This window comes from Undibacterium sp. (genome assembly GCF_030683615.1).
GTDB lineage: Bacteria > Pseudomonadota > Gammaproteobacteria > Burkholderiales > Burkholderiaceae_D > Undibacterium > Undibacterium umbellatum.
This window is the reverse complement of sequence record NZ_JAUXQE010000005.1, coordinates 59,565-86,140: the sequence shown is the minus strand read 5'-3', so window position 1 is coordinate 86,140 and position 26,576 is coordinate 59,565. Positions and strand designations below refer to the sequence as shown.

The 26,576-nt window shown below is 51.3% G+C and carries 26 protein-coding genes; 6 read left to right on the top strand and 20 right to left on the bottom strand.

What is annotated here, in order from left to right; all coding sequences use genetic code 11:
- Nucleotides 1-64: 64 nt before the first annotated feature.
- Together Q8K39_RS01710 and Q8K39_RS01705 are read right to left on the bottom strand one after the other, a co-directional pair.
- A complete protein-coding gene (locus Q8K39_RS01710) occupies nt 65-1,189 on the bottom strand; it encodes a DegT/DnrJ/EryC1/StrS aminotransferase family protein (protein ID WP_305258051.1) in 1,125 nt (374 codons plus the stop codon).
- 107 nt (nt 1,190-1,296) lie between these two features.
- Nucleotides 1,297-2,085 (bottom strand): ABC transporter substrate-binding protein, encoded by a 789-nt coding sequence (locus Q8K39_RS01705; RefSeq protein WP_305258050.1) that lies wholly within the window; start codon nt 2,083-2,085, stop codon nt 1,297-1,299.
- Between the two features lie 187 nt (nt 2,086-2,272).
- Between Q8K39_RS01705 and Q8K39_RS01700 the strand changes: the two genes are divergently transcribed.
- Nucleotides 2,273-2,728 (top strand): Plug domain-containing protein, encoded by a 456-nt coding sequence (locus tag Q8K39_RS01700; protein ID WP_305258049.1) that lies wholly within the window; start codon nt 2,273-2,275, stop codon nt 2,726-2,728.
- Nucleotides 2,729-2,789: 61 nt separating this feature from the next.
- Entirely contained in the window at nt 2,790-4,979 is a 2,190-nt protein-coding gene (locus Q8K39_RS01695; protein WP_305258048.1) for a TonB-dependent receptor domain-containing protein, read from the top strand.
- 85 nt (nt 4,980-5,064) lie between these two features.
- On the opposite strand, the gene Q8K39_RS01690 is transcribed toward Q8K39_RS01695, so the two are convergent.
- Complete coding sequence (locus Q8K39_RS01690) at nt 5,065-5,508, bottom strand: thioesterase family protein (RefSeq protein ID WP_305258047.1); 444 nt, start codon at nt 5,506-5,508, stop codon at nt 5,065-5,067.
- 261 nt (nt 5,509-5,769) lie between these two features.
- On the opposite strand from Q8K39_RS01690, the gene Q8K39_RS01685 reads away from it, so the two are divergent.
- Nucleotides 5,770-6,213: a hypothetical protein gene (locus tag Q8K39_RS01685; RefSeq protein WP_186956195.1), complete on the top strand. Its 444-nt coding sequence runs from the start codon at nt 5,770-5,772 to the stop codon at nt 6,211-6,213.
- A gap of 64 nt (nt 6,214-6,277) precedes the next feature.
- Here Q8K39_RS01685 and Q8K39_RS01680 read toward each other — a convergent pair whose 3' ends face one another.
- The 3 genes from Q8K39_RS01680 to Q8K39_RS01670 are packed head-to-tail and all read right to left on the bottom strand — an operon-like array spanning nt 6,278 to nt 7,735.
- Complete coding sequence (locus Q8K39_RS01680; protein WP_305258046.1) at nt 6,278-6,649, bottom strand: nuclear transport factor 2 family protein; 372 nt, start codon at nt 6,647-6,649, stop codon at nt 6,278-6,280.
- Between the two features lie 9 nt (nt 6,650-6,658).
- Nucleotides 6,659-7,264, bottom strand: a complete 606-nt coding sequence (locus Q8K39_RS01675) for a transglutaminase family protein (protein WP_305258045.1) — start codon at nt 7,262-7,264, stop codon at nt 6,659-6,661.
- Between the two features lie 45 nt (nt 7,265-7,309).
- Entirely contained in the window at nt 7,310-7,735 is a 426-nt protein-coding gene (locus Q8K39_RS01670) for a GNAT family N-acetyltransferase (protein ID WP_305258044.1), read from the bottom strand.
- 271 nt (nt 7,736-8,006) lie between these two features.
- Between Q8K39_RS01670 and Q8K39_RS01665 the strand changes: the two genes are divergently transcribed.
- The gene (locus tag Q8K39_RS01665; RefSeq protein WP_305258043.1) at nt 8,007-9,458 is read left to right on the top strand and encodes a serine hydrolase; all 1,452 of its coding nucleotides are present in this window, start codon (nt 8,007-8,009) and stop codon (nt 9,456-9,458) included.
- Between the two features lie 31 nt (nt 9,459-9,489).
- Here the strand turns inward: Q8K39_RS01665 and Q8K39_RS01660 are convergent, their stop codons facing one another.
- From Q8K39_RS01660 to Q8K39_RS01645, 4 genes are all read right to left on the bottom strand, one after another.
- The gene (locus Q8K39_RS01660) at nt 9,490-9,882 is read right to left on the bottom strand and encodes a VOC family protein (RefSeq protein ID WP_305258042.1); all 393 of its coding nucleotides are present in this window, start codon (nt 9,880-9,882) and stop codon (nt 9,490-9,492) included.
- A 227-nt stretch (nt 9,883-10,109) separates the two neighbouring features.
- Entirely contained in the window at nt 10,110-11,078 is a 969-nt protein-coding gene (corA, locus tag Q8K39_RS01655) for a magnesium/cobalt transporter CorA (protein WP_186956201.1), read from the bottom strand.
- 340 nt (nt 11,079-11,418) lie between these two features.
- Nucleotides 11,419-13,125 carry a VWA domain-containing protein gene (locus tag Q8K39_RS01650; RefSeq protein WP_305258041.1) on the bottom strand — a complete coding sequence of 569 codons (1,707 nt, stop codon included), beginning with the start codon at nt 13,123-13,125 and terminating at the stop codon, nt 11,419-11,421.
- 186 nt (nt 13,126-13,311) lie between these two features.
- A complete protein-coding gene (locus Q8K39_RS01645; protein WP_186956203.1) occupies nt 13,312-13,899 on the bottom strand; it encodes a hypothetical protein in 588 nt (195 codons plus the stop codon).
- A gap of 305 nt (nt 13,900-14,204) precedes the next feature.
- Here Q8K39_RS01645 and Q8K39_RS01640 point away from each other — a divergent pair, with 305 nt between their 5' ends.
- A complete protein-coding gene (locus Q8K39_RS01640) occupies nt 14,205-14,762 on the top strand; it encodes a hypothetical protein (RefSeq protein WP_305258040.1) in 558 nt (185 codons plus the stop codon).
- Nucleotides 14,763-14,772: 10 nt separating this feature from the next.
- Here the strand turns inward: Q8K39_RS01640 and Q8K39_RS01635 are convergent, their stop codons facing one another.
- From Q8K39_RS01635 to mpl, 8 genes are all read right to left on the bottom strand, one after another.
- Nucleotides 14,773-15,324: a hypothetical protein gene (locus tag Q8K39_RS01635; protein WP_305258039.1), complete on the bottom strand. Its 552-nt coding sequence runs from the start codon at nt 15,322-15,324 to the stop codon at nt 14,773-14,775.
- The gene (gene mtgA, locus Q8K39_RS01630; RefSeq protein WP_305258038.1) at nt 15,321-16,016 is read right to left on the bottom strand and encodes a monofunctional biosynthetic peptidoglycan transglycosylase; all 696 of its coding nucleotides are present in this window, start codon (nt 16,014-16,016) and stop codon (nt 15,321-15,323) included. The genes Q8K39_RS01635 and mtgA overlap by 4 nt, the downstream gene beginning before the upstream one ends.
- Nucleotides 16,013-16,852 (bottom strand): shikimate dehydrogenase, encoded by an 840-nt coding sequence (gene aroE / locus Q8K39_RS01625; RefSeq protein WP_305258037.1) that lies wholly within the window; start codon nt 16,850-16,852, stop codon nt 16,013-16,015. Before aroE ends, mtgA begins: the two co-directional genes overlap by 4 nt.
- The gene (locus Q8K39_RS01620; RefSeq protein WP_370868538.1) at nt 16,849-17,943 is read right to left on the bottom strand and encodes a TonB C-terminal domain-containing protein; all 1,095 of its coding nucleotides are present in this window, start codon (nt 17,941-17,943) and stop codon (nt 16,849-16,851) included. Before Q8K39_RS01620 ends, aroE begins: the two co-directional genes overlap by 4 nt.
- A gap of 14 nt (nt 17,944-17,957) precedes the next feature.
- Entirely contained in the window at nt 17,958-20,054 is a 2,097-nt protein-coding gene (locus Q8K39_RS01615) for a ribonuclease catalytic domain-containing protein (protein ID WP_305258036.1), read from the bottom strand.
- 324 nt (nt 20,055-20,378) lie between these two features.
- On the bottom strand, nt 20,379-20,963 hold the full coding sequence (locus tag Q8K39_RS01610) for a chorismate lyase (RefSeq protein ID WP_305258035.1): 585 nt from the start codon (nt 20,961-20,963) through the stop codon (nt 20,379-20,381).
- A gap of 16 nt (nt 20,964-20,979) precedes the next feature.
- The gene (locus Q8K39_RS01605) at nt 20,980-21,552 is read right to left on the bottom strand and encodes a YqiA/YcfP family alpha/beta fold hydrolase (protein ID WP_305258034.1); all 573 of its coding nucleotides are present in this window, start codon (nt 21,550-21,552) and stop codon (nt 20,980-20,982) included.
- Nucleotides 21,549-22,964 carry a UDP-N-acetylmuramate:L-alanyl-gamma-D-glutamyl-meso-diaminopimelate ligase gene (gene mpl, locus Q8K39_RS01600; protein ID WP_186956213.1) on the bottom strand — a complete coding sequence of 472 codons (1,416 nt, stop codon included), beginning with the start codon at nt 22,962-22,964 and terminating at the stop codon, nt 21,549-21,551. Before mpl ends, Q8K39_RS01605 begins: the two co-directional genes overlap by 4 nt.
- A 244-nt stretch (nt 22,965-23,208) precedes the next feature.
- On the opposite strand from mpl, the gene Q8K39_RS01595 reads away from it, so the two are divergent.
- A complete protein-coding gene (locus tag Q8K39_RS01595) occupies nt 23,209-23,808 on the top strand; it encodes a hypothetical protein (protein WP_305258033.1) in 600 nt (199 codons plus the stop codon).
- A gap of 179 nt (nt 23,809-23,987) precedes the next feature.
- Here Q8K39_RS01595 and Q8K39_RS01590 read toward each other — a convergent pair whose 3' ends face one another.
- Both Q8K39_RS01590 and Q8K39_RS01585 read right to left on the bottom strand, forming a co-directional pair.
- Nucleotides 23,988-25,055 (bottom strand): M48 family metallopeptidase, encoded by a 1,068-nt coding sequence (locus Q8K39_RS01590; RefSeq protein WP_305258032.1) that lies wholly within the window; start codon nt 25,053-25,055, stop codon nt 23,988-23,990.
- Nucleotides 25,056-25,064: 9 nt separating this feature from the next.
- Complete coding sequence (locus Q8K39_RS01585; RefSeq protein ID WP_305258031.1) at nt 25,065-26,321, bottom strand: YjgN family protein; 1,257 nt, start codon at nt 26,319-26,321, stop codon at nt 25,065-25,067.
- Nucleotides 26,322-26,576: the final 255 nt, after the last annotated feature.

Here is a 26,576-nt window from a genome sequence, read left to right as displayed (position 1 = left end):
CACGGCTTCGCTATACTATTTTTGCTTTTAGAGAGCATCTGGCAAGTGTCCCAACTCATTCCCATCACCCCACCAACACCCTCTTCACCACCGCACAAATCTCATCCACATCCGCCGCCATCAAACCCACATGTAAAGGCAGGGTGACGGTCTCGCGGGCGATGCGCTCTGCATTGGGGAACATGCCTTCGGTATAGCCAAAACTCTTACCCACTGTAGTCAGGTGGCAGGCTTCGTAGGAGACACCCGTGCCTATGCCAGCATCGTGCAAAGCAGCGCGGAAGCTGTTGCGGGTGTGACCAAAATTTTCATACGGGATGAGCACGCAAAACATATTCCAGGTCTGGTCCGGCTGGCCTTGTGGTGGCAGCACGATGCCGGGGATGGCCGGGAAGCTGGTGAAATAACGCTCAGCCAATACCTGGCGCTGTGCCATGAAATCGTCGAACTGCGTCAACTGGTGCAGGCCGATGACGGCGGATACATCTGACATATTGAACTTGCCGCTGGCTTCTACTACGTCACGAGTCTGGTCTGGCAATTTGGCGATGCCGTGGAAGCGCAAGACCTCTACCCGTTGCGCTTCTGCTGCATCATTAAGGACGATGGCACCACCTTCTATGGTGGTCATGTTTTTATTGGGATGGAAGCTGAAAGTAGCAATGTCACCGAATGCCCCCACAGGCTTACCTTGCCATTTCGAACCTTGCACCAATGCCGCATCCTCAATCACGCGCAACTGATATTTCTTTGCCAGCGCATACAGGGCGTCCATGTCACCCAGGGCTCCAGGGAAATGGGTGGGCATGATGGCCTTCGTCCTGGGTGTGATGGCAGCTTCAACCTGGTCCAGGGCTATGGCACGGGTGACCAGGTCACAGTCAACGAACACAGGTTTGGCGCCACATTTGACGATCATGTTCATGGCCGAGAAAAAGCTTTGTGCGGAAGTGATGACTTCATCACCCGCGCCGATATTGCACAAGGCCAGTGCGACTTCCATTGCACCTGTAGCCGAGGTCAGCAGCCTGGTGGGGCGATTGCCAAAGGTTTGTGATAGTGCTTGTTCCAGCTCATTCACTTTGGGGCCGGTGGTGATCCAGTTGGACCGCAATACATCGGCCACCGCCTGTATGCTGGCTTCCGATAATTGTGGTTGGGCAAATTTGCGATAAGCAGATGAGGTCATGGCAAGATAGGTACAAAGAAGAGAGTGCTTATTGTAGCTGATGATTTTTTACAGCCCAGAGTTTTGATCATCGTTTTGCAGACTATGCTGCCGTCTGCATTTCACACTCAAGGTTCTGGTCTGGCCCATTTTTTTTCGATAACTGCATACACACCATTTGCCTTGATCAGGCGCAAGCCCTGGTCCAGGGCGTTGGCATAGCGGCTTGATTCTGGCCGGCGTTTTGAAAAACTGACATACAGGCTATCTTCGACCAGGATACCAACTTGCTGAATTTTGGTTCTGAATTCTTCTGGATGGGTGCTGTTCAGATAGTCTGCAATACGGGTATAAATCAGGGAGTAATCCGAACGGCCAAGCAAGAGTTTGCGGAGATTGGATAAGTCACTGGGTGCCGGTTCACGGACGATGCGTGTGTCGCTCTCAAATGCGGTGCCATAGGTGTAACCATGCGTGACGCCGATGACGTATTTGTGCAATTCCTGGACATTGATTTTACTGACCCTGGTTTGCGGACTGTCGGTTCTGGCATAGATACCGACGCTGGCCTTGAAGATGGGCTCTTTGTGAAAGATAAAATCAGGCTCCAGCTTGGCATCTTTAAGGCTGTCAAAGCAACCCAGTTCTTGTCCGCTTTGCACTAGCATCAGGCAGCGTGAATAAGGCGTGGCGATGAACTTGACATCAATTTTCACAGCAGCATAGGCAGCTCTGATGACATCCACGGCAAAGCCCCGGTTTTGCCCATCCTTGACAGCAGAATACGGATACCAGCTATCTTCGCCAACGAGGGTGATAGTCTCGGCATGGCTGACAACACAGCACAGGCTAACCAGGCAATACACCAAGGCCTTGGTAAATCTGAACCGGAAATTTTTTATGCTTGCTACGCGCATTCTGATTTGGATGATGACGAGACCACTTGAGAGAGTGTGCCATACATTTCCTGTAGAAATGTAAATTTAGGTCTCACCAGGAATTGTAATACCAGTCAAGCTATGCATGTTGATATACGGATATATTCGTTTTAATATAAATATATTCTTGATATTTTCCGGTCTTCGCTCATTCAAGAGAAGACCTATGCAGCATACAACTTATCCACGCAAGCCTGCACTAAAACCCATAGCCGCTTGCCTTTTGGCGATTTTTTATAGCCAGACTTATAGCAGTAATGCCTTGGCCCAAACGGCAGAAAGCAAGCCTGATTCGGTGCTCATCACGGGCTCCCGCATACCGCGCGCCAGCCTGGAAGGGCCTGCTGCTGTCACCATCATCACCGCAGAAGAAATTACCAAACAAGGCTACAAGAATGTCTTTGATGCGCTCAATAATGCGGTACAAAACTCCGGCTTTACCCAGGGCGAGGATTTTGGCAATACCTTTACGCCGTCTGCAAATACCATCAGCCTGCGTGGTCTGGGGCCTAACCATACCTTGATACTGCTGGACGGCAGGCGCATGGCCGATTTCCCCCATCGCTTATACGGGTACCATCAATTTTACCAACCTGGCGAATATTCCTTCGAATATCGTTGAGCGTATAGAAATTCTGAATGGCGGAGCATCCGCAATTTACGGATCGGACGCAATTGCTGGCGTGGTCAACATCATCCTGAAAAAACAAAGCCAGGGTTATAACCTGAATGTCAAAGTGGGGGATACTGACCGTGGCGGTGGCAGCAACAAACGTGTACAGTTTTCTGGCACGGCCAACACGGATCAAGTGCGCAGCCTGTTTAGCCTCGAATACAGTGAGCGCGAACCATTACGCGCTACTCAGCGTGAGTTCATGGCGACACGCAGCACGCCCAGCGCCACGCTCTACCGCCGGGAAGTCAAGAGTGGCCGCTTTCTGGACCTGGGCGATACCTGTAGCCAGCAAAGTGATTTCTTTGAAGGCACGCAAATCAACTATAAAACCAGTAAGGGTAGTTATTGCGCCAGTCCGCGCTTGAGCCCTATGCACTGGACGGTGCAAACCAAGAACCAGAGCCTCAATTTATTCAATAGCAGCAACCTGGACTTGAATGCCGACACCACCTTGTTTGCAGATATTTTGATTGGCAAGAACAAGACAGAAAATGATACCCGCTCACCAAGCTGGGTATCGTCCTCAACCAATCAAAGCTATTTCTGGAACCGGAATAGCAATGCCTATGAAGCCTGGAGTAAAGTGTTTGCGCCAGAAGAAATCAATGGCGTCAACCGCTTTAACCGCCAGTGGGATGACCAGTCAGTTGGCATCAATCTGGGTGTGAAAGGCGTGATACCTGGCACACAGTTGAATTATGAAGCCGCCTATAGCGCGTCGGCCTATCGCAGCGAAAATGTATCGCCACGCACACTGGCGAACATAGACCAATTTTTTCTGGGACCGAAACTAGGGCTGGACAAGGCTGGCATTGCCATCTACGCACCAGACCAGCAACGCTTGACGCAAAGACTGACGCCAGTAGAATTTGACCATATCACAGGTGCATCGCGTAGCGCTGACAGCTCACGTACGCAAACCCTGAGCCTGGCCGTGAATACAGAACTCTGGAAACTGCCAGCAGGCACGGTCAAGACAGCCGGTATCGCCGAGATAGGCCGCCAGAGTTTTGATAACGAGGTTGACCCCAGGGTAAATCAGGGCTATTTCAATACTGTCACCAAATCAGATGACGTACATGGCTCGCGTCAGCGTTATGCACTGGGTGCAGAAGTGTATCTACCTATCTTGAAAGAAGTCACTGCCAGCCTGGCGGGTCGCCATGACAACTATCATTTTGCCGGACGCAAGGATGGCAAGCTGACCTATAACGGCGGCCTCGAAATCCGCCCTCTACCAGAGCTCCTAGTGCGTAGCAACTATGCCACCAGCTTTCGCGCGCCTGATATGAATTACATATTCAAGGCGCGTGGTACGGGCTATTACTCAAGTTCCACCGACTATTACCGCTGCAAGTCTGAGGGCAAGGAACTCAAGGATTGCGATTATGCGAATTACTCGCCAGGTGCCAATTATGTGCAGTTTGGCAGCCCTGACCTGAAATCAGAAAAAGGCAAATCCTTTGGCTTAGGTGTGGTCTGGTCTCCCAACAATCAGTTTGATGTTTCGCTGGACTACTGGAATATCAAGATCAGCGACATGGTGGTCAACCTGAGTTCCGACCAGTTACTGCGTGACGAAGCTGACTGCCGCACCGGCAAGCGCGACATCAGCTCCAGCCAGTGTGTTGATACCATCAACCGTATCAAACGCTATCCAAAGGATGCGCTGAGCCGTGCTGGCGAGATACAAGAGATCTGGGTCAATCCCATCAATGCGGCGTATGAAGCTACCAGCGGTATCGACATCAGCGGCAAGTATCAATTAAAAACCAATGCTTATGGCAGCTTCATTATCAAGGCCAACTACAGCAAAGTGCTGAGCAAAAAGTCCAAGCAGTTTGACAATGATGCGCTGTATGACGACCTGGCCGATCTTGGCAATAGCGACTGGCGCGACAAACTCATCACCAGCCTCAACTGGAACAAGGGAGACTGGTCGAACACGCTGACAGTAACACGCTATGGCAAGATCCCCAATGGCTCTGGCAAATATTACCTGTCGCCTACCGGCCTTGCCAACTGGAGTACGGTGTATCAGGCGAATAAAAACCTGAGCGTTTCTGTCATCATCAACAATGTATTCAACAAGATCAAGTATGACTACAGCGGCGGCTGGCCCAACTACCCGGTTGGCTCCTTCAGCCCAACTGGCCGCCAGGGCTGGCTGGAAGTGAATTACAAGTTTGGCGTTTAATGTTGTAACAGGCCTCTCCCTTCAAGGGAGAGGCGGCTTGTCTGGTCGTATATGCTGCAAGATGTTCACAGCCCACACTGCTGCATCAATCCAGAAAATTCACCCGCGCAAACTTGGCTTTAAAATCTTCCGGCATTTGCACTACCCTTCCTGCACGATAATCAAAAAACACAAAGCCTGATTTGGCCATGGCAACCAGGGTTTGGTCCGCTGGACGGGTAATGCGGAAGGTAATGTCGCCACCGTATTTATTGAAGTCCATGACACCCACTTCAAACAATAACTGGTCGCGGGCATGGGCTTCTGCCTTGTAGGTGGTGGCCAGGTCAGTGACGATGATGCCGCTACCACCGGCAGCCGTTTCGCGTATGCCAAAGTCATACAGGAAGCGCGCCCTGGCTTCGGAAATCATGGAGATCATGGAATCATTGCCCAAGTGATTGGCGCCATTGATGTCAGTCACACGCACCGTCAACTGGGTAGAAAAATAGTATTGATCTTCTGGAAAATGCAGTTGCAGGCGAGCCATGATAATGAAAGAAAATGAACGATAAAAGCAGCATTTTACCGTGTTTACGCCAACATTCTGTTTGATCTCGCGCAATTCCACCAGGCCTGGACAATTACATCTGGAAACAAGCCCATGTCTCAGACTATACCTTCGTATAGTGAACAGAAATGTTCGTACATGTTAACTTTATATCCCCGCAGACAAACAAAATGTCGTGACGGTATTACCGGATTATCTTGCGCTATTGCGCAGCAAACATGTATTTGTGAGGAAGACAAAGTGAGCGACAAACCTAAAATGAACCTGGCAGAACGCCGTGCCGTAGCCGATTATAAAGAAAGCACCTTCAGCAAAAAACTGGAAGATTTGCACAATGCTGCTGGTTTCCCGGTAGAGGTTGAGGTTGACTGGGAAAGCATGGCAGTCTCAGGCCAGCAAGATTTCTATGCGCGTGATGACTACTGGACTGACATTTTCTTCAACCCTACAGCCAAGGCTCTGGGTGAAGTCACTGCCGACGCCATGGGCAAGGAAGCCCTGACTGCGGAGCTGAAAGCCATCAAGTTCCACTATGATGAAGCAACTGCACCAGGCATGGCGTTTGAAAATGGCGTGAAATTTGAAGGCGGTGTCCTGACCATCAATTTCAAACCTTTCAGCAACGCTGACTGTGTGGATGACCGCGCAAAGGCCATCAGAACGACCTTGGAGGCAGCGCTGTAATCCAGCTCAGATTCCAGCACGATAGTAAAAAGCCTGGAAGAGATTGCAGGCTTTTTTTATCAGATCAGTCGAGTATCTTCGCACCCAATGCCACCGAGGCGCTTTGTATCAAGCTGTTCTTGATTTCGTAGATGGCAGTCATTTCCATGCGGCCTGTGCCTTCGGGGAAGGTGCGCGTGACCTCTTCATGGTCGATAACAATGTGACCTATCACTTCGCGGCGCAATAACCTGGCATGCAGATTGGGTTCAATAAAACGCGCCGCCATACGCGTACGGATTTCTGCATGGCCACTGGCGAGCAGCTTGCCAGGAAATTCAAACTGTTGCGCATCGACGGCATAGGTCTTGAGTATGGCTTCGACATCGCGGGCATTGTAGGCATCGAGCTGGGCTTGCACTACAGCTTCGGGTGTGGGATAGGTAGTGTTGTTCATGATGATCAATTAAGGAAGTGCCAGGCTGGCGGGAGTGGCTTCTGCGCTCAAATCGCCATCCGGTAAATGTGCTGCCACGGCTTCCACCGTAGGTTGGTTCAATAAGGCAGCCAGCACTGCTGCATGCGGTTCTGCCCAGATACCCTTGAAGTCTTGCTCCCCAGGTGTGAGAATGGCAAAAGCCAGTTGCTCTTGCGGTGGACAAAATTCTGCCTGTACGCCGGGTTTGTTGCCGCGCGCATCCAGCCTGTACCAGCCATGTTCTGGCAAATAGGCCGCGTTCAAGCCATGCAGGCAAAATGCTGCCTCATTACCTATAGTCAAACGTTGATAGCAGAGACCAGCAGGGATGCCATTGGCGCGCAACAAGGCAGCCAGCAAATGGCTTTTGGCATAGCAATAACCTGTGCCATGCGCCAGTACATCAGATGCCTTGCAGGTCACCGGATTCTCGCGGTAATCCCAGCTATGCCTGATCTGGTCGCGCACGAAATGAAAACAGCGGCGCGCTATCTCAGCCTGGTCTTCGCTTCCAGCGGCCAGTTGCTGCGCCTGTGCCAAAACAGCAGGATGCTGCCAGTCTATATAAATGCTGCTTGCCAAAAATTCTTTCATGAGTCTTTTCATCCGTATGCTGAATTGCTTCAGACTTAAATTATTTTAAACTTTATAAGCCATACCCACCGAGGCGGGCGCTGTGTGTAAAAAACCAAATTGTGCGTACAGGTCTTGCGCCGGCCCATCGGCAATCAGGCTGACATAGGCTGATGACGGCGCATGTTGCTGCAAGTAGTGCGTGATCTCGCGCATGATCATCTTGCCCAGGCCCTTGCCCTGGTGTTCAGGCAACACTGCAATATCAACGACCTGATACGCCGTGCCACCATCACCAATGACACGCCCCATGCCGACGACTTGCTCCCCCCATAGGATTTGCACGGCAAACAGGCTGGCAGGCAAGCCACGTGCAGCGGCCTCTGCCGTCTTGGCACTTAAGCCTGAGGCCAGGCGCAAGTGGCAATAAGTAGTCACGTCAGGTACGGCGGCGATAGCCTGGTAATTATGTGCAGCCTGCTCGGTAGTCATATTGTTCAGTTTAAAAACGGGTACGGAAATTTATCACAGATGTGCAAGAGAGGTGCAAAACACATGGCCAAGCCAAGCAACAGCCTGTTTAAGTCGTTCAAAATCAGTGTTCATTCCGTACTTCCTGGCTTTGGTCGGAATCTGCCTGCGCACTGGCGATGATTTATCTATAGTCATCCTGCTCCCCCTTCCAGTAAAAACCATCGCAACAACTTATCCATGCAGGCCTGATTTCAATCAATCAGTCAGTCAATCCAGTTTGAAAGCGCATATGCAAAATATCACCCATAGCCCCCTGTTCAGCATTTTGTTTTTGGCCTGTGCCTGCCTCACCTTGCCTGCATTTGCCGCGCCACCGCTGACAGATACGGAAATCCTGGCTTTGATGAAGCAGCGCATCGATGTTGATAAAAAGGGTGTGGGCATGGTGGTGGGCGTGATCGATGAGCGGGGCAGCAGAATCATCAGCCATGGCTATACCAATATGAGCAGGCAGCAGCCTGTGAATGGTGACAGCCTGTTTGAAATTGGTTCGATCACCAAGGTGTTTACTGGTTTGCTTTTGGTGGATATGGCAGAGAAAGCTGAAGTCAGCCTGCATGAACCCATCGCAAGCTACTTGCCCTCATCTGTCAGCGTGCCCAGGCGGGGAGACAGGCAGATCACGCTGGCTGACTTGTCCGTGCACCGCTCTGGCTTGCCCAGGGTGCCACCTGATATGGTACGCGATGGACTGGCAAGCCCTTATGCCTCTTTCACGACAGAGCGACTGTATCAGTTTTTATCGACCTATCAATTGCCACGCGAGCCAGGTTCAAAAAATGAGTACTCTAACCTGGGCGTGGGCTTGCTTGGCCAGGTATTGAGTCTGCGTGCTGGCAGCAATTATCAAGACTTGATCAAACAGCGCATCACCATCCCCCTGGACATGCGCAGCACAGGCATCAGCATTGACGAGAAGATGCGGCAACACCTGGCGACGGGCCATGCCATCAAGGCCGAGATTATGCCTGCGCCGGAATGGTATCTGGGTTCGCTGGAGGGGGCTGGTGCCTTGCGTTCATCAGTCCATGACATGCTGAAATTCCTGGCGGCTACTATGGGCAAGACGGATACGCCTTTAAAGCACAGCATGGAAAAAATGCAGATACCCTTTGAAGCGGGCAATCCGATTTTGCTGGCCTGGGGGCGGCACAACAAAAAATATGGCGGCATGATACTCACGCATGGTGGCAAGACTGCGGGCTACAACAGTTATATCGGATTTGACAAGCAGGCAGGCGTAGGCACGGTGGTCTTGACGAATGCCGATATCAGCGTGGCCGATATTGGCAATAAGATTATCAACAGCGCCTACCCCCTGGTCTTGCATGCGCCACCAGCCAGTCTGGTACAAACGCTGGAACAGCAAGGTTTTGCGCAACTGCTGCCTGAGTATCAAAAACTAAATACTGCTGATACTACATTCAACTTGTCTGAGGATGTCTTGAATACCTGGGGCTATGCCCTGCTGGAACAAAGCCGTACACCCGCCGCCATTGAAGTATTCAAGCTGGCCGTGCACCTGTATCCAGAGAGTGCGAATACTTATGACAGCCTGGCCGAGGCATATGAAAAATCGGGCGATGTTGCGGTGGCAGTCAAAAATTATCAGTTGTCACTCAAGCGTAATCCGAATAACCAGAAAGCCAGCAAACGTCTGCTGGTACTTGGCACCCAATAGCTAGAGCGTATGTATTGATAGACGCGGGATACTATGCTTCAACAAAATTAAGCTCTATGCCATTGCCTTCAGGGTCGCTAAAAAAGATCTGATGCTGGGTGGCAAACCCGGCAGATGCTTCCACTGTAGCATGACGGTAGGGGATGTTATCGGCAGTTAGTGTCGCCAGCATGGCAGGCAAATCTGTGCAGGTGAAAGCGACATGGTCAAAGCCAGTTTTCAATATAGTCTGGCGCGTTTCACCGGGGCGGTTTTCTGACAAGTGCAAGACATCGCGGCCACCTGCATACAGCCAAAAGCCAAAGCTTTTTAGCGGACGCGGCCCCTCGGTCAGACCGACATAGCGTATATAAAAATCCCTGAGTTTTGCCAGAGTGGCGCGATCACCGCGCAGATTGTAATGGCCAAGAGCGATTGCAGGCATGGTTTTTTGCTTTCTACAGTCGGGTTTTCTATTAGGACTTAGGCAAAATTGTCCCAGCAAGGCTATCGCTTCAGGAAACCTCCCTTGCAAGGGAGGCTCGATACGTCGGCAGGCAACATGTTACCTGAAACCCCGATTACACCGCAGCGACGAAGACAGTACTTTAGTACCGATTTTACTAACTACCGGAGCTGCAACGCAGTTGAGGCGGTTTTGCGTAAGTCCTATCACTTAAGCCAGCCGCGACGGCGGAAGTACCAGAAGGGAGTCACCGCAGAGCCCAGCATCAGCGCCAGCGCAAACGGATAACCCAGTTGCCAGTCCAGCTCAGGGAACCAACCCTTGAAGTTCATACCATAGATACTTGCGATCAAGGTTGGCGGCAAGAAGGCCACGCTGGCGACAGAGAATATCTTGATGATCTTATTCTGGTTGATGTTAATGAAACCGACGGTGGCATCCATCAAGAAGTTGATCTTGTCGAACAAGAATGACGTATGGCCATCGAGCGATTCTATATCACGCAAAATCTGGCGAGCTTCTTCAAACTGGTCGGCATTCAACAATCTGCCACGCATCAAAAAGCTGACGGCACGGCGGGTGTCCATCATATTGCGACGTATGCGGCCATTCAAATCTTCTTCCACTGCGATAGAGTTCAGGGCTGCGGCAGCATCCTGATCGCTGAAGTTTTTTTGCAGCACGCTGCGGCTGACATCTTCCAGGTTTTGATAGATGCCTTCGAGTGCGTCGGCAGAATACTCGGCATCGGTTGCATACAGGTCCAGCAGTACATCCTTGTAATCAGCAATCGAACCAGGACGCGAACGCGCGCGCATACGCACCAGGCGGAACACTGGCAAGTCTATGGTGTGGACAGAGAACAAAATATCACGCGCCAGGATAAAGGCCACAGTGACAGTGCGGGCTGGCTCATCATCATCGTCGATCAGAAAGTCGGTGCGCAGATGCAGGTCACCATTATCGGCTTCGTAATAACGCGCCGACGCTTCAATATCCTTGACCTCGTCTTCCCCCGGCAGGGTCACGCCATAGATGCTCTTTACCCATTCGCGTTCTTCTTCATTGGGGTCAGTCAGGTCGACCCAGATAGGCAGGGTATTTTCCAGATCAGCGCGGTTTTCCACGTTGATCTGGCTCAGGCGGCCATTGTGTAAGACGAAGACATTAATCATAGGCAAATTCCGGGAAAGCAAAGTCTTTGGTTTGGCTGGATTGTAAACCTGTTTTACGCCTGTGGGCGGGGTAGGTGGGTATTTTATTTGGGGTTTTTGCAGCAACAGACATGCCTATTGACTATTACTTCCCATGAACAATCCTCATTTACTGCGACAAACTGCTGCAATGTATGTCCTGAAAAAATGACCAAAGAGTCCAAGATGCAAAATTATCATCTTAAGGCCATTGCCATCATGTTCAACATACCTGGATTCCGACAGGCAGCCCGTTTTTATAGGCAAGCGTGAGAAGCCTGACAAGCTGGGGCATGCTGCCCCAGCCAGCCCGACTTTATTGTCACTGACGTTTCAGAGTCGCTGACAATTCCACCAGTCGCAAGAATTCGGCGCGGTGGCCATAGCGGTCATTGCCACGGGCGTCGCGGGCAATAACCAGGGCATCGCTAGCATTGAAGTTGCCTATCAACGTACTGCCACGTAACCATTGCGCCCAGCCGGCAACGGCGGTGGCAAAGCGAAAGTCACTGTCAACTTTATCCAGTGCTGGCAAACTGGCAGGCTGCTTGACGGCAAAGGCGATCAGCTTGCTGGTGCCGCTGCCCGGATCCTTATACCTGACCTTGATCCAGGCCAATTCGTCAGCATTTGCAGCAGGTGTAGCTGCTGGTTTGCCCTTCTTTTGATAGCGCAAGGCGTCAACCTTGCCTGTCACACCTTTGGGTATCACTTCATACAAGGCGGTTACGGCGTGACCGGCACCGACATCACCAGCGTCCACCTTGTCGTCATTGAATTGCTCGCGAGTCAGTGCACGTAATTCATAGCCAATGAGGCGGTATTCATTGACATTGGCTGGATTGAATTCCACCTGCAATTTCACATCCTGGGCGATCACCGCCAGGGTGGAGGTAAATTCATTGACCAGCACCTTGTGCGCTTCTTGCAGGGTATCAAGATAGTGGTAGCTGCCATCACCAATATCGGCCAGTTGCTTCATCAGGGCTTCATTGTAATTGCTGTCACCCACACCCAGGGTGCTGAATCCCGTGCCTGATTGGCGCTCGGTTTCAACCAGAGTTTTCAATTGCTTGGGATCAGTCACGCCGACATTCAAATCACCATCGGTAGCCAGCAAGACGCGGTTGATGCCGCCCTTGATATGGGCTTCACGCGCCTGCGCATAAGCCAGACGTATACCAGCCTCGCCTGCGGTGCTGCCAGATGCCACCAGCATCTCGATGGCATTATTGATTTTTTCTTTTTCATTACCCGCCGTGGCAGGCAAAACCACGTTGGTGCCGCTTGCATAGGTGACCAGGCTGACGCGGTCTACTGCGCGCATCTGGGCCACCAGCAATTTCAATGCAGACTTCACCAGGGGCAAGCGGTCTGTGGGCGACATGGAACCGGATACATCCACCAAAAAAACCAGGTTAGCTGCTGGCAAACTTTCCTTGGCAAGATCCTTGCCTTTGATGGCAATACGCAAAAGGCCATGTTCATGCTTCCACGGTGCGGCTGCCAGTTGTGCATGGATGCTGAAAGGCTGGGAATCGCCTGCTTTGGGGCGGGCATAGTCATAGCCGAAATAATTCACCATCTCTTCAGCACGCACTGCATCCCGTGGCGGCAACTGACCACGATTGATGAAGCGGCGCACATTGGCATAGCTGCCCGTATCGACATCGGCGCTGAAAGTAGACAAGGGTTCTTCAGCCACGCGCTTCCAGGGATTGTCAGCAAATTCCTGGTATTTGGCGGTATTGGCAGGCTGCGGCGGGATATAGGCTTGTGCACCAGGGGCCAGCATCTTCAGCGCCGGCGACGCATGCATCTCTGGCCTTGGCGATATAGGTGACACAGGTGATGGCGGAGGAGCTGGAGCAACGGCAACAGGTGTCCGTCTTTCTGCTGCGCCTTGCTCCGGGATATGCGTACAGGCCAGCAATACTGACGAAGCAAGCAGCGCTGCCAGTGGGGTAAAGAATGGCGCAAATCGTGGAGCAGGAGTTGGCTGCAAGCAGCCTGTTGAAGGCGTTTTCAATTAGGGCATCCTTTTCAGTTTATGTCTGGCATCCCTGCTTAACGGCTGGACAGCCTGTAGGGTTGACTTCAATATAACAAAAAAGCCTGGCCGAGACTGCAAACACTGTGCGCGTAGCTCGGTCTATTGTCGCTGGGTCTATCGTGACAGCATGAAGCAAGAGTCAGACGCCGATATCAATACGCCCTAATCAGTCCACATGGTTTCCACCAATGTTTCAACTTCCACTGTACGTCCGAGTTTATCAGCGGCGATCTTCCATTCTGCGGGTGCCGGGCTAAGTTCTATAGACTGGGCACCACCATTGATGCCAACCTTAAGTGCAAACAATACCAAACCACTGTAACTGGGCGGTTTGACGCTGCTGACTGCATTTTTCAAGATGTTTTGCGTGCGCGGAGAAATACCGGATCGGAAATCCAGCCAGGCTGTCGATTTGCTACCAGGTTTGATTCCTACCACCACAAAACCACCTGCCACTTCCATACTGGGCACAGGCTCTATGCTGGCAGCCAGGGCTTGCTCTAACTCCTTAATATAGCTGGCCAGTGTTCCTACGTCTGGCACCCTTTTCGTCAATACTGCTTCAGGCTGCAAAAGCACGACATTAAAGGTACGAAAATTACCTTTGGCAAAAACGCTAGAGGTAAAAGCAGACAGCAAAACGATGAGCAAGGTTTTAGTTACAACGGTACTGAATTTCATGATGGAAAGCGTCAGGGTGACAAGAGAGCCCAGCATAGCATAAGACCATGCCAGCATCAGAGTGGGCATGGAATTTACCAGAGTCTTCAGTATCGAAAAAAGCGGTATGCAACATGACGCACAGCCCTGCCCTGGCAAAGGTCAGCACCTGTTTAAGTAAGCGGTGTTAACGTGCCCATTGCGTGAAGATATCTTGTTGCTGTGTCATGCTATGCCCTTTTGCATGGTAAATACTGAAGCGCTTGTTTCCATGAATTAAGCATGGGCTGAAGTTATAATCTTCAGAAGTTCGCAAACGTCTACCAACAGTCAAGAATACTCTTCCCTGACCATTTCATGACCAGGCAGCCACCTATTTTTCTGATGAACACACCATGACTGCCAGCCTGTTCCCGCAAATCACTTCCCAGTTATCCAGCAATGAACGTCTGCTATGGTCAGGCCAACCACGCCAGGGCTTCATGCTCCAGGCAACGGATTTGTTCATGATACCGTTCAGTCTGATGTGGGGAGGCTTTGCCCTGTTTTGGGAATATACCGTCATCACTTCGAATGCCCCATTACTCTTTTGGCTATGGGGCATTCCTTTCGTACTGATCGGTTTATACATGATCATAGGCCGGTTCTTTTTTGAAACTCTGCAACGTGCCAAAACCTTTTATGCAGTGACCGACGAACGTGTACTCATCGTATCCGGCATATTCACTTCAAGCATTACCTCACTTAACCTGCATAGCCTGGGAGAACTTAGTCTGACTGAGGGAAAGAATGGAGAAGGCAGTGTCATCTTTGGCCATAACCCGTTAGCGAACCTGTTAGCAGGTTTCTCTGGATTGGCTGGCACGCTGAATTCAAAAATGACGCAGTTTCGATCGATAGCAGGGGCGAAGCAGGTGTTTGACTTGATACACCAGACCAAGAGAATGTCTTGAAGTGAAATAATTACTTCGTCGCTCTATCAATCGCCCGGTTCATGGCCTTCAGGCGCAGGTCATCATCAGCAACACTGGAAGCTGGGGCGCCTTTGCCCATTGCCTGTTCCATGATTTTTTTCTTCATTTCTTCATTCGTCATGGATGCTGGGTTTGCACTGCCCGCAGCATTGGCAGCATCATCTTTGGCAAAGGCAGTTTTTGGCGGCTCCATGCCTTTGGAATCGTTGAGCTTGATTTTTTTGGTGGTGGGATTGGTATCCAGGCACAGGGTATCTGAATACACGGTCTTGCCATCGATTGTGCAGCGGCGTACACCTTCGCTAATGGTGGCTGCCTGGCGCATACCCGGTCTTTCGCTGCTACCAGTTGGCAGGCCCGTGCTGCCCTGGACGTCATTGCGGATGACGGCGGCAGCCTTGCCAAAACGTGCCCACAGGTCTTGCATGGGCAAGTGACCGTTACGCATGTAATACAGGAAGGTCATGCCCAGCGCAGCCACCAGCATGGAAATGATGGATACCATGATAAGGCTGATTCCGGTTTGTTTGTTTAGCTTCATGGCAATTCTGAATTATTCATGCGTTGCAGGATCACTTCGCTACGTCTTTGCAAATAGCCTGATCCAGGATTCTTATAAAAGTAGCGTGGCTTGGGTAACATCACGGCCAGTCTGGCCGCCTGTGAGGGTCCGAGATTGGCAGCGCTGGTACGATAATAGTGCTGTGCGGCAGCTTCGGCACCGAAGACACCCACACCCCATTCTACGACATTCAGGTAGATTTCCAGGATGCGTTGCTTGTCCATGCATTTTTCCAGCATATAGGTGATGATGAGTTCTTCACCCTTGCGGAAGTAACTGCGGTCAGGCGAAAGAAACAGGTTCTTGGCCAGCTGCTGGGTAATGGTGGAGCCGCCAGAAACGACCTTGCCTTTTTTCTGGTTTTTCTCGTAGGCATTTTGCATGGCTTCCCAATCGACACCCTCATGATCGACAAAGCTGTCGTCTTCTGAAGCAATAACGGCGCGCTTCAGATGATTGGAAATACGGTTATATGGCACCCATTTATGCTTGAGTTGAAAATTTGGTCTCTTGTCTTGCAAAACATCCAGCTGCTGACGCATGAAGCTGGTGGATGTGGGGTTATGATCTATCCACCACCATATATGCGCCAGATAATAGACTTGTAAAAGGGTGAACAACAGCAGGGGCACGAGCACCAGCCACAACAGAAGACGGCCAAATAGCTTCATGCCTGGCTCGCCAGTAAGGCAGTGCGCATTTCTGCCAGTACCTGAGCTGATGGCGGGCGTACACCGCGCCACATGGCGAAGGCTTCTGCCGCCTGTTCGACCAGCATACCCAGGCCATCACGGCATTGCGCCCCATGGCTGGCTGCCAGACGCAAAAATGCAGTGGGTGCAGCGGCATACATCATGTCGTAGGCCAGCGTATCCTTACCGAATACTGTTGCTGCCAGAGGTGGCACATCGTCATTAATGCTGGCCGAGGTGGCATTGATGATGATATCAAACGGTTGTTGCAAGTCTTCAAAACGACAGGCCAGCAGTTCGCAACCCTCGCTCAGGCTGCTTACCTGATCCTTTAAATCCTGCGCTTTGGCAAGCGTACGGTTGGCGATAGTCAGCGAGGCAGGTTGCTCTTGCAATAGCGGCAGCAAGGCACCACGGGCGGCACCGCCTGCGCCGAGCAAGAGCAGACGTTTTCCGCGCAGGCTGATCCCGGCATTGCGCACGATATCGGCCACCAGGCCTATGCCGTCAGTGTTATCACCGTAGACGCGGCCCTGCTCAAACTTGAGGGTGTTGACGGCACCCGCAATTTTGGCGCGTTCACTTAATTCAGTGGCAAGTGCAAAGGCTTCCAGCTTGAAAGGAAGGGTGACATTGCCCCCTCTGCCACCTTTAGCGATGAAGTCATGGACAGTGCTGGCAAAACCGTCCAGCGGTGCCAGCAGGCGTTGATAATCCAGTTGCTGGCCCGTCAGTTCAGCAAAGCGGGCATGGATGGCGGGTGACTTGCTATGCGCAATTGGATTACCTATGACGACGTACTGGTCGGGTTTCAATTTGGTCCCTTGCGCAATTCAGTTTCCAACTGCTGTTCACGGGTGAATTTAAAGCGGGCAAACATGATGAACACTTCATTGCTGTTTGGCCCCAGACTGGCTTTCGGATAATGCCCAAACGGCCCGGAACGGCGGACAATACGCAGTGCAGCAGCATCAAGTGCCTTGTCACCTGACGACACTTCGATGCGCGGCCCGCCTTCTTTTTCATAGATGGTTCCATCCTGGTAAATAGGAATGGAAACAAACATTTCGCCATACAGTTTTTTGCCATCCTTTTGCGGGAAATTCAGCGTACCGGTATCTTCTATGCGCTTTTGCACAGCCTTGTAATAGATCGCATGATCGAGGCGTTTGGTACTGGGCGTGATATAGGTTTTGCGCGGGCGCTTGTTCTGGTCTTCTATGGTTTGCGAAATTTCTGCTGCCATGCGCGCCAGAGCTTTGGTGGTATCTACGCTATCCTCACCGGTAGATGGCCTGGGTTTTTCGTCAGTATTTTTCTTTTCCTGTTTTTGCTGACGGAAGTCGTCTTTGAGCTTGGCCTGATCCATCAATTGTTTTTGCTGCTCTTCCAACTCGGCAATTTTACGGGTATTGGTTTGCAGCGCATCGCCATCTTCACTGCGCTTCATGTCAGGCAAAGGTGATTTGCTGCGGCCGCTGTCATGTGCACCGCCCCCATCCAGGTCAGCCTGGGCCAGCGCCTCGGCGTTCACCGGGCGTTTGGCATGCTTGGAGTTAACCAGAATGATTTCGAGATCAGCATCACGAGGCTTGTTGTCCACTGTTTTTGGCATGACAAAATGCACCAGCAAAGCCAGTGCATGCAAGACCAGAGAGGCCGTGATGGCGACAGTGAAAATCAGTTTTTCATAGTTGGCTCTTTCTGTCCGCACTTCAATAGATGCAAGTTTGCCTGAGCTATTTTTAGCGCTACTGCTCGTTGCCGTCACTGCAACAGCTGTTGCTGTTGTGACGGAGGTAGTGGACACAGCATCGCCTGCCTTGGCGAGCTGGCCTTGCTCGCCAGGCAGTTTTTCTTGTTTGACCTGTTTTTCAGGCCTGGTTTTTTTATTCTGACTTTTCATTACTAGGCTTGAGGCTATTCTTCGTCTGGGGTGTTTGCAGCATCATTCGCAACATTGCCTGCAACATCGTCTGCTGCAATCTCCGCGTCTGTTACTGTATCTGTCACTTCTACAGGTGCGCCCTCTTCTGCACTAAAATCTTCAGCGACTTCTGTGCTGTTTTCATCGTCCAGTTCTTCTTCATCCAGTTCGGTGACGGTGGATAGCAATTCCAGCAAACGGGCTTCGACTTCAAGATCGACTTCATCCCAGCGCAGGATATCCAGGCGTACCTGGGCACCGCGCGCGGTTTGTGGCATGCCAGGCAAGCGGATGATGAGCGGGATATCGACCAGGCGCAAGACTTCGTCTTTCAAAACAACAGCTTCGACCTGGCGTTTTTCTTCCTGGCCCAACCAGCGCAGACACCAGTAGCGTTCCATATTGTTCTGGAAATCAGCATAGGCGGCATAAGCTGCATCAAAGCCCGAAACGATGGCAAACAGGTCGGCATCCTTGGGTTTGAAGGTAGCCACCAACGGTGCCGTAACGCCATGTTGCACGCAGGCGATGATTTGCCACTGATTGACCAGATCGGTATAGCGGCGCAGTGGTGATGTGCTCCAGGCGTATTGGTCCACGCCCAGGCCTTGATGCGGTGCTGCATGTGTCAACATGCGTACCTGCATGCGTGCGGTCCAGCCACCCGGGCCACGACCACCGGCCACACCCTGAGCGCGGTATATGCCAGGGATGCCATGATCAGCCATGAGCTTGCCCCAGGTGCTGTTGGCAAAGATCATCAGTTCAGCCACGATCTTGTCCAGCGGTGCACCACGCTTGCGGCGCACGATGGAAACCACATCGTCTTCTACATAGAAATTGAAATCGACGCGGTTATTTTGCTCTGGCTTCATGCCAAAGCTTTCGCGCTTGACCATGCGCCCCTGCTCCAGCACTTGCGCCCATTTCCACAGTTGCGCAATGTCTGCCTTGTGTGGATATTCACCAGCATCACTGGACAGGTTGTCTTCCGTCACCAGCGCATCGAGGTCGTTGTGGCGCAAGTTGCTGGCCATGGGCACGGCTTCTACCTTGGTCTCGGTGCTGATGACAGACCAGTCTTCAGTATTCAGGATTGTGTACAGCGATACAGCCGGGCGGGTCTGGCCTGCGCCCAGGGTGTAGGTATTGACCAGTTCATCCGGCAGCATGGTGATTTTGTCGCCAGGCATATACACGGTAGACATGCGGCCACGAGCAAGCTGGTCTATGGCATCACCGCGCTGTATGCCCAGTGCTGGCGCGGCAATATGGATGCCGACGCGCAACTGGCCATTGCCGATATCGACGACAGAAAAGGCATCGTCAATCTCGGTGGTAGTAACGTCATCGATGGAGAAAGCCTCAACATCAGCCACCGGCAAATCAGCAGGCAAGGCCGGTATGGTAATGGCCGGAAAGCCAACACCCTTGGGGAAATGCTCGTAATGGAATTTGGCAAGGTGCAAGTGCTTGGGGCTGGCAATGCCACCCGCAGCCAGCATAAGGCGTTGCGGTGACATTTGCATTGCATCGCAGGCTTCTGCCAGGGCCTTGTATTCTATGCTGTTCTTGTCGGGCTTGAACAAGAGTTGCAGCGCCAGCGATTTCATCGCATCTGGCAGGCGGTTGTGCTTGAGTTCTTCAACGTAGCCAGCCTGTATCAGGGCTTGCTGTTTTTTCTTTTCTATGCCAGCCAGTGCTGCCTTCAAAGATGCTTCAGGCGCAGCCTTGTAGCGGCCACGGCCTTTTTTATAGAAGTAGACTGGAGCATTATGCAGCGCGTAGATCAAGCCTGCTGCTTCGACGGACTGCGGCGCATGCCCAAAATATTCTGCACCCAGTTCGGCAAAGCCAAATTCTTCCTGCCCGGCGACTTCCCATAAAAATTCCAGGTCTATCTCAGCCGCCGCGGCCTTAGCCTGCTCAATCAGGCTGGCGGGATCGGGAGAGGCGAATTGCAACAGCGCATCCTTGGCCTTGACCTTGGTGCGCTTGCCACTGGCCATCTCGACCTGATAAGCCTCACCAGCATGCGTCATGATGCTGCCTGCCTTGAAATCACCGGATTCTTCAAAAAATAAATTCATTCAATACTTCTTTATGTATTAAGACCAAAAAGCTCAACACAGAGACACCGAGAAAGGAAAGGCTGCTTGCAAGCCGCCTTCGTTACGCAGGCGAACGGCATACCGTTCGAAACCCCTGCTTCACCACAAAGAAGGACAGGAGAAAATCCTGGATTTTCACTGCTTCTTTTTTCTATGTGTCTCTTGATTGAGATGGCTGTTGTTCTATGTTTACTTTGCTTTATCAGCAAAATGGAAAATTATTCAATTAACTATCTTATTCCCCTCCCCCTTCAAGAGGAGGGTTAACATTGCAGTTTAGTTTCTTTGAGAGATTTGAAAGTTTTAACGCTTTTCAATAGTCCGCAAACCCTCAACCCCAGGCAAAAACACTTCCGTCACCTGCAAACAACCACCCTTGCGCCAGAATAAAGAACGCCGTGCCAGCATGCTGTGCACGCCTGCCAGTTCCGGCTGTCTCGCCACGATGCGGCGTATCAGCGGGTGGCTTTGGCTTAACCTGGCGTAGTGCAATTCACCACGGCGCACCAGGGGGTCGTTGAACAAAGTACTGCCCAAAGACTTTTCACCGAGCACATGAAACAAGGGCCATTCGTTGGCAGTGGCACTCAGCGGGACAATGGTATGGCCGTAAACCATGGCCACACCATCGCAACGCAAAAACACTTCGCGCTCGTGCACTTTCATGGCGCGGGGCAAACCTATAGCAGCATATTCATCCTGCAAGCACACTGCCTTGTGCTGCGACAAACGCTGTACGCGAAATTGCTGACACCGTGCCACCAGCCTGGCCGTCAGCGAATCGCGGTTCGTCAGCCAGTCTTGCATCAGCGCACTGGTATCAACGGCATTCACATGCGCATACCATTGCGCAGCCAACGGCCTCTGCATTTGCTTAACTGTGCGCAAGATTGCTGATTCCAAATCAAGCCCTGTCGTCCGCAAATGCCATCACCTGATCCAGATAGTCGGCAAATTCTGCAATGCCATGATCACTTCCTTCAATTACCAATTGTTTGGCACGTGGATAGTGGGTCACCATTTCGCGCCAGTCCAACACTTCATCGCCGGTGGCAGCAATCAAAAAATAACGTTCTGGCTGAGTAATCTTTTCTACGGCCAGGGCGCGCAATTCAGCCATGTATTCTGCCTTGAATTCAAAGACTCTATCGCTATGGTAATAAGTCGTTACACCTACATAGCTTTCCAGGTCACGCGGCGGTTTGACAGCGGGGTTCAGCAAGATGGCTTTGCAGCCATATTTTTCTGCCAGCCAGGTTGCATAATAGCCACCCAGGGATGAACCTATAATGCAGATATCTTCCGCTTTGTAACCGGCCAGCAAAGCCTCGGCCTGATGTATCGCCAGCGCTGGCGAGGGTGACAGGTCGGGGCAGGCTATTTCATCGCTACGGCCCAGCTTTGCCATATGCGCGAGCATGCAGCGAGCCTTATAGGAATCTGGCGATGAACGGAAGCCGTGCAGGTAGAGGATCATGCTGCAATCGCCTGATTACCGGCTTGATTATCAGCCTGCTGGGCACGGTCTTGCAGCGCATCCAGCAATTTCTGGTGGACGCCGCCAAAGCCGCCATTACTCATGATGAGTACATGGTCGCCTGCTTTTGCCTTGTTAACAATGTCTTGCACCAGTTCATCTATCTTGTGATGGCAGGCAACTTTATCACCCAACGGTGCCAGTGCTTCAGCGAGATCCCAGCCGAGGGCGGATTTACCCTCTTTTTCACCAAAGCCGAATACCAGGTCGGCGTATTTCAGACTGCCTGGCAGGGCTTGCTTCATGGTACCCAGCTTCATGGTATTCGAGCGTGGCTCCAGCACAGCCAGGATACGTGCACCGCCGACTTTGCGACGCAAGCCTTCGACCGTGGTGGCAACCGCAGTAGGATGATGAGCAAAATCGTCAATGACGGTAACGCCATCAGCCATGCCGCGCACTTCCATACGACGCTTGACGCTGACAAACTGTGCCAGGGCTTCTATCGAAATTTCTGGCGTGACGCCGACATGGCGGGCTGCGGCGATCGCGGCCAGAGCATTCTGGCGATTATGCTCGCCGTTCAGATTCCATTGCACCCGGCCTTGCAACTGATCATTGAAATACACATCAAAGTCTTCGCCTTCTTGCATAACCAGACGCCAGGCCTGGTCATTGCCAAAGAATTCTTTTTCGCTCCAGCAGCCGCGTTTCAGGACCCGTTCCAGTGATTCATTATTGCCATTCACGATCAAACGACCTACGCCAGGCACTGTGCGCACCAGGTGATGAAACTGGGTTTCTATTGCCGTAACATCCGGGAAGATGTCGGCATGGTCATATTCCAGATTGTTGAGCACGGCAGTTTTGGCATGGTAATGCACAAACTTGCTGCGCTTGTCGAAGAAGGCGGTATCGTATTCGTCAGCCTCGATGACAAAAAAGTCAGAAGCATGGTTGCCCCACAAGCGAGCCGAGATACCAAAGTTCAGTGGTACACCACCGATCAAAAAGCCTGGCGCATAGCCAGCATATTCCAGGATCCAGGCCAGCATAGCCGATGTGGTTGTTTTACCATGCGTTCCTGCGACAGCGAGTACCCATTTGTCACGCAGGATATGCTCGCCCATCCATTGCGGGCCAGATACATAGGGCAAGCCACGGTTGAGTATTTCTTCCATCAGCGGGTTGCCGCGCGAGACTACATTGCCTATGACATATAAATCCGGTTCCAGCGTTATCTGTTCAGCTCCAAAGCCCTGAGTCAGGCTGATACCCTGAGATTCGAGCTGGGTGCTCATGGGCGGATAGACATTGGCATCACAGCCCGTCACAGTATGACCTGCTTCTTTTGCCAACACGGCCAGGCCACCCATGAAAGTGCCGCAGATACCTAAAATATGAATATGCATAATTGAACTAAATTCCAGAATCTCGCAATTCTACCTGAGAGAAGCCCTAGTAAGCAGTGTTCTTAGAACCTCTCAACACAGAGACACAGAGCCACAGAGGCTCACAGAGAAAATCAAAACATGCAAAAAATGCTAAGCCTTTATAACTTTTGCCTTTCTATTGTATTTCTCTGTGTCTCTGTGCCTCTGTGTTGAGAGGTCTTCTTTTTTGGATTTGCCCTTAGTTTCAGTTATGATTACTGGCATGATGATCCATACACCTAATGAAGCAGAGAACCTGCGAGCTGAGATTGCTGCGCTGGCAGCGCGCATGATTGCGGAGGATGGGGCCGACTATGCCTCGGCCAAGCGCAAGGCAGCTAAACAGTTACTGGGCAACCATAAAGTTAAAGGCGATGTCCTGCCTGACAATGCCCAGATAGAGCAGGAAGTACGCGAATACAATGAATTGTTCTTTGGCGACACCCAGCCACAGCGATTATTGCACTTGCGTCAACTTGCGCTTGAACTTATGGAAGAGCTGGAACGCTACAGCCCTTATCTGGTTGGCGCGGTGCTGAATGGAACGGCAGGCAATCATTCCGACATCCACCTGCATTTATTTGCTGACAACACCAAGGAAGTTGCTATTTACTTATTAAATAAGGACGTGCAATTCGAGGTATCAGAAAGTTTCAATAATCGCAACGAAAGCATAGAAACCCTGAGCTTCATGTACAAAAACGAAGGCGTGCATCTGGTCTTGCAAGACCAGGATGCCATACGCAGCGGCCATGGAAAGAGTACGGAGCGCGCGAATGCGGCTGGCTTGCGGGCGATACTGGCAGAAGCAGAAACTGAATAAAGGCCTGCCTGAATATCAGAATGCCATGCTTGATCTGTAGAGCCATGCTCACCGGGGCAGCGGGCACCAATACAAAACAATAGAGGAAAGCAACTTACATGGAAAATTGGCAATGTCGTTGCAGCTTGTGGCATCGTACACAAGCTACTATTTGCTTTTACTCCACTAAACTTGCCTTCTTATTTCTGCTCCATTGCTGCCGCCACTTCTCTGAAACGTGCGATACGCTCTTCCGTAGCCGGATGACTGGAGGCGTAGCCATAGACGGTTCGTAACCATTTGGGCGTCGCCTCTACCCCGGATCGTTTGCGACGCTTGCTCATGTCTTCCAGCACATTTGCCAGATGCTTGGACGAAATACCTTTTTCCGTGAGTGCGGCAATGGCATAGGTATCAGCCTCGATTTCCATTTCCCGGCTGTATTCCTGACCGACCAGAGCTGCCGGGGCAAGGGCTGCGACTGAACTAAAATCACCGAACAGACTCCCCATAGCAACAGTGACCAAACCTTTGTGCACCAGGCGGCGCATGGCATGGCGGTTTTGTATATGGCCTATTTCATGTGCCAGTACACCTGATAATTCATCTGCCAGCGCATTTGTCAATTGATTGCCACTATTGCCAACGATGAGCGTGACTAACTGATCTGTCACGACTACCGTCCCGCCCGGCAGGGCAAAGGCATTGGCACCAATTTCTGGCGCATCACGCACTTCCAGATGAATAGGGACAGCTGAATCTTCAGGACGCAGGCGGCGAATTAATTGCTCGGCTTGCGCAATCGTGCGGTCATCAAGCTTGCTCGGCTTCAGCAGGACCTGGTCAAGTAAATTGATGATCTCGCTACCAAGCGCACGCTCATAACTGACGGGAACAAACGAAGCGATCTTGTCTGCCAATACTGGCATCCCCCATTTATACCCAGAGAACACGATGCCAGCCATGACGATAATAGCCAGCAAGGCTGCCTGCCATTTGTGCTGCCAGCGTTGTATGGTAGATGGTGTGTAGCCAAGGTGGGTCAGCAGATTTTGCTTGTCGGCCTGCGCATAAATTTCGCAATGGCTGCCATCTGCAAAATTCAATATGCAGGGGGCATCCTGGAAAGGTTCTTCCAGTTGCATCTGGTTTTTATCTACCAGACGGTCGATGCCCTCTCCAGTCAGACTGATACCGCTAGCTTGGAAATGCAGAACTACCTTATGCAGCATAGCCTGGCGATGATCAAAATAATGTGCTTGTATCATAAATGCTCTCTACCAGGACAAATCAAAACCAAACAAATCTGCACTACTGTCGCCGCTGGCTTGACCAACCTGCCCTGACTTTCCTGCCTGAGCAACTTGTGCATGCTGCATTGCCAGTAATTGCTCAAGGCCAACAGCTTTCAAACTGACATGTTGCAAACGGAAACGGTAAACATTCACCACTGCAAAAGGTCGGTATAAACCCAGCGTCAGCAGTGTCAGGAACAGGTTTTTCAATTGCAGAAAATAATAGGCTATGTAAGGCAGGTGCGAGTCTATTTCCACTCCAGGGAAGCGAGTGGCATTCCAGGACTTATTCCAGATTTTGACTTGCAGCAGTGTGCTGCCACTGAGGAAGATGGCATAAGCAAGCAAGACGACCAGAAATCCCGCTGGAATCAAAACCCAGCTATAGGCTTCCATAAAAATTCTATAGCTCTCTGCCGCATGATTTTTGAAGGAAGCAAAGAAGATCGCAGTGCCCATACCGACCAGCATGACAAAGATCAGCAAGCTCAGGCCAATGATGAAATAAGACAGGAAAAAAGACCCTTTGGTAAGGCTGCAACTACTCTTTATTCCGGCAACAGCAAGCCCGTTGTGCTGGTACATGCGCATGCGCGCATGCAACCAGGGCCAGCTTAAATAAGGGATGAATGCGAACACCATGATGCCAGGCTTATGTGGTATCAACACACCGAGTAAACCCGGCAATAACACCACCAGGCCAACCGGCAAGTAGGTAGCATAAGCGCCAGCTAGCGTGCCATGAAATTGACAACGCAGGCCCATAAAACTGGTATTACGCAAGCGGAAACGCAAAGCACTACGCATCATCCATGGCACACCCAGCAAGAAAATAGCAAACAGACTGAGCGCCAGCGCTTTGGAAAACGTGAACAGGTAGTGATAGCAAAACAGCAGTAGCACTGCAATGATCCGGCCACGAAATATGGTCATAGGATCGCCATGAAAATTGAAGGCCGCTCCGTTTAGCTGCGTATTGCGGTCAAAATACTTGAGCCGTCGCACCTTGGCCCAGGCAGAATAAATACCCAGGGTTGCCAGACTCAGGCACAGATTGACGATCCAGATGCGGAAGTATTCTTTGCCTGTGCCTGTAAATGAAGGCTGGTATTCAGTCTGCTGTTCTATGATCTCTGCAGAATCGGCGACGGCCGCATCAGCATGTTCTGGAAAAGTCGTGGCGGCCAGATTCTCTGGCGCAAGCTGCCACCTACCTGTGGCCTCGGTTTGTATTTGCATGCCTGAATTCTTTGTGATCTATCCGACTTATTGACAATTTCCAGCCGTGTTGGCAGAGACATCAAAAATAACATAAAATTAGCATTTTTGTAAAATTTTGTTACATCGATAGAGTAGAAACTTTTGACATGGCGATGGAAGACATCATCTGCCATGCACATGGCAACACGAAGGAGGCTGACACCACACCCGCGCTTGGTTGCAGTATTGCGTGGAATAAAATCAGGCTTCAGCGATGAAATGCATGCTGAACAC

What these genes read in the sequence shown, in the direction of transcription:
- Q8K39_RS01710 (WP_305258051.1), bottom strand. Translation starts at nt 1,189, where the DNA reads ATGACCTCATCTGCTTATCGCAAATTTGCCCAACCACAATTATCGGAA.
- Q8K39_RS01705 (WP_305258050.1), bottom strand. Translation starts at nt 2,085, where the DNA reads ATGCGCGTAGCAAGCATAAAAAATTTCCGGTTCAGATTTACCAAGGCC.
- Q8K39_RS01700 (WP_305258049.1), top strand. Translation starts at nt 2,273, where the DNA reads ATGCAGCATACAACTTATCCACGCAAGCCTGCACTAAAACCCATAGCC.
- Q8K39_RS01690 (WP_305258047.1), bottom strand. Translation starts at nt 5,508, where the DNA reads ATGGCTCGCCTGCAACTGCATTTTCCAGAAGATCAATACTATTTTTCT.
- Q8K39_RS01680 (WP_305258046.1), bottom strand. Translation starts at nt 6,649, where the DNA reads ATGAACAACACTACCTATCCCACACCCGAAGCTGTAGTGCAAGCCCAG.
- Q8K39_RS01675 (WP_305258045.1), bottom strand. Translation starts at nt 7,264, where the DNA reads ATGAAAGAATTTTTGGCAAGCAGCATTTATATAGACTGGCAGCATCCT.
- Q8K39_RS01670 (WP_305258044.1), bottom strand. Translation starts at nt 7,735, where the DNA reads ATGACTACCGAGCAGGCTGCACATAATTACCAGGCTATCGCCGCCGTA.
- Q8K39_RS01665 (WP_305258043.1), top strand. Translation starts at nt 8,007, where the DNA reads ATGCAAAATATCACCCATAGCCCCCTGTTCAGCATTTTGTTTTTGGCC.
- Q8K39_RS01660 (WP_305258042.1), bottom strand. Translation starts at nt 9,882, where the DNA reads ATGCCTGCAATCGCTCTTGGCCATTACAATCTGCGCGGTGATCGCGCC.
- corA (WP_186956201.1), bottom strand. Translation starts at nt 11,078, where the DNA reads ATGATTAATGTCTTCGTCTTACACAATGGCCGCCTGAGCCAGATCAAC.
- Q8K39_RS01645 (WP_186956203.1), bottom strand. Translation starts at nt 13,899, where the DNA reads ATGCCCACTCTGATGCTGGCATGGTCTTATGCTATGCTGGGCTCTCTT.
- Q8K39_RS01640 (WP_305258040.1), top strand. Translation starts at nt 14,205, where the DNA reads ATGACTGCCAGCCTGTTCCCGCAAATCACTTCCCAGTTATCCAGCAAT.
- Q8K39_RS01635 (WP_305258039.1), bottom strand. Translation starts at nt 15,324, where the DNA reads ATGAAGCTAAACAAACAAACCGGAATCAGCCTTATCATGGTATCCATC.
- mtgA (WP_305258038.1), bottom strand. Translation starts at nt 16,016, where the DNA reads ATGAAGCTATTTGGCCGTCTTCTGTTGTGGCTGGTGCTCGTGCCCCTG.
- Q8K39_RS01620 (WP_370868538.1), bottom strand. Translation starts at nt 17,943, where the DNA reads ATGAAAAGTCAGAATAAAAAAACCAGGCCTGAAAAACAGGTCAAACAA.
- Q8K39_RS01615 (WP_305258036.1), bottom strand. Translation starts at nt 20,054, where the DNA reads ATGAATTTATTTTTTGAAGAATCCGGTGATTTCAAGGCAGGCAGCATC.
- Q8K39_RS01605 (WP_305258034.1), bottom strand. Translation starts at nt 21,552, where the DNA reads ATGATCCTCTACCTGCACGGCTTCCGTTCATCGCCAGATTCCTATAAG.
- mpl (WP_186956213.1), bottom strand. Translation starts at nt 22,964, where the DNA reads ATGCATATTCATATTTTAGGTATCTGCGGCACTTTCATGGGTGGCCTG.
- Q8K39_RS01595 (WP_305258033.1), top strand. Translation starts at nt 23,209, where the DNA reads ATGATGATCCATACACCTAATGAAGCAGAGAACCTGCGAGCTGAGATT.
- Q8K39_RS01590 (WP_305258032.1), bottom strand. Translation starts at nt 25,055, where the DNA reads ATGATACAAGCACATTATTTTGATCATCGCCAGGCTATGCTGCATAAG.
- Q8K39_RS01585 (WP_305258031.1), bottom strand. Translation starts at nt 26,321, where the DNA reads ATGCAAATACAAACCGAGGCCACAGGTAGGTGGCAGCTTGCGCCAGAG.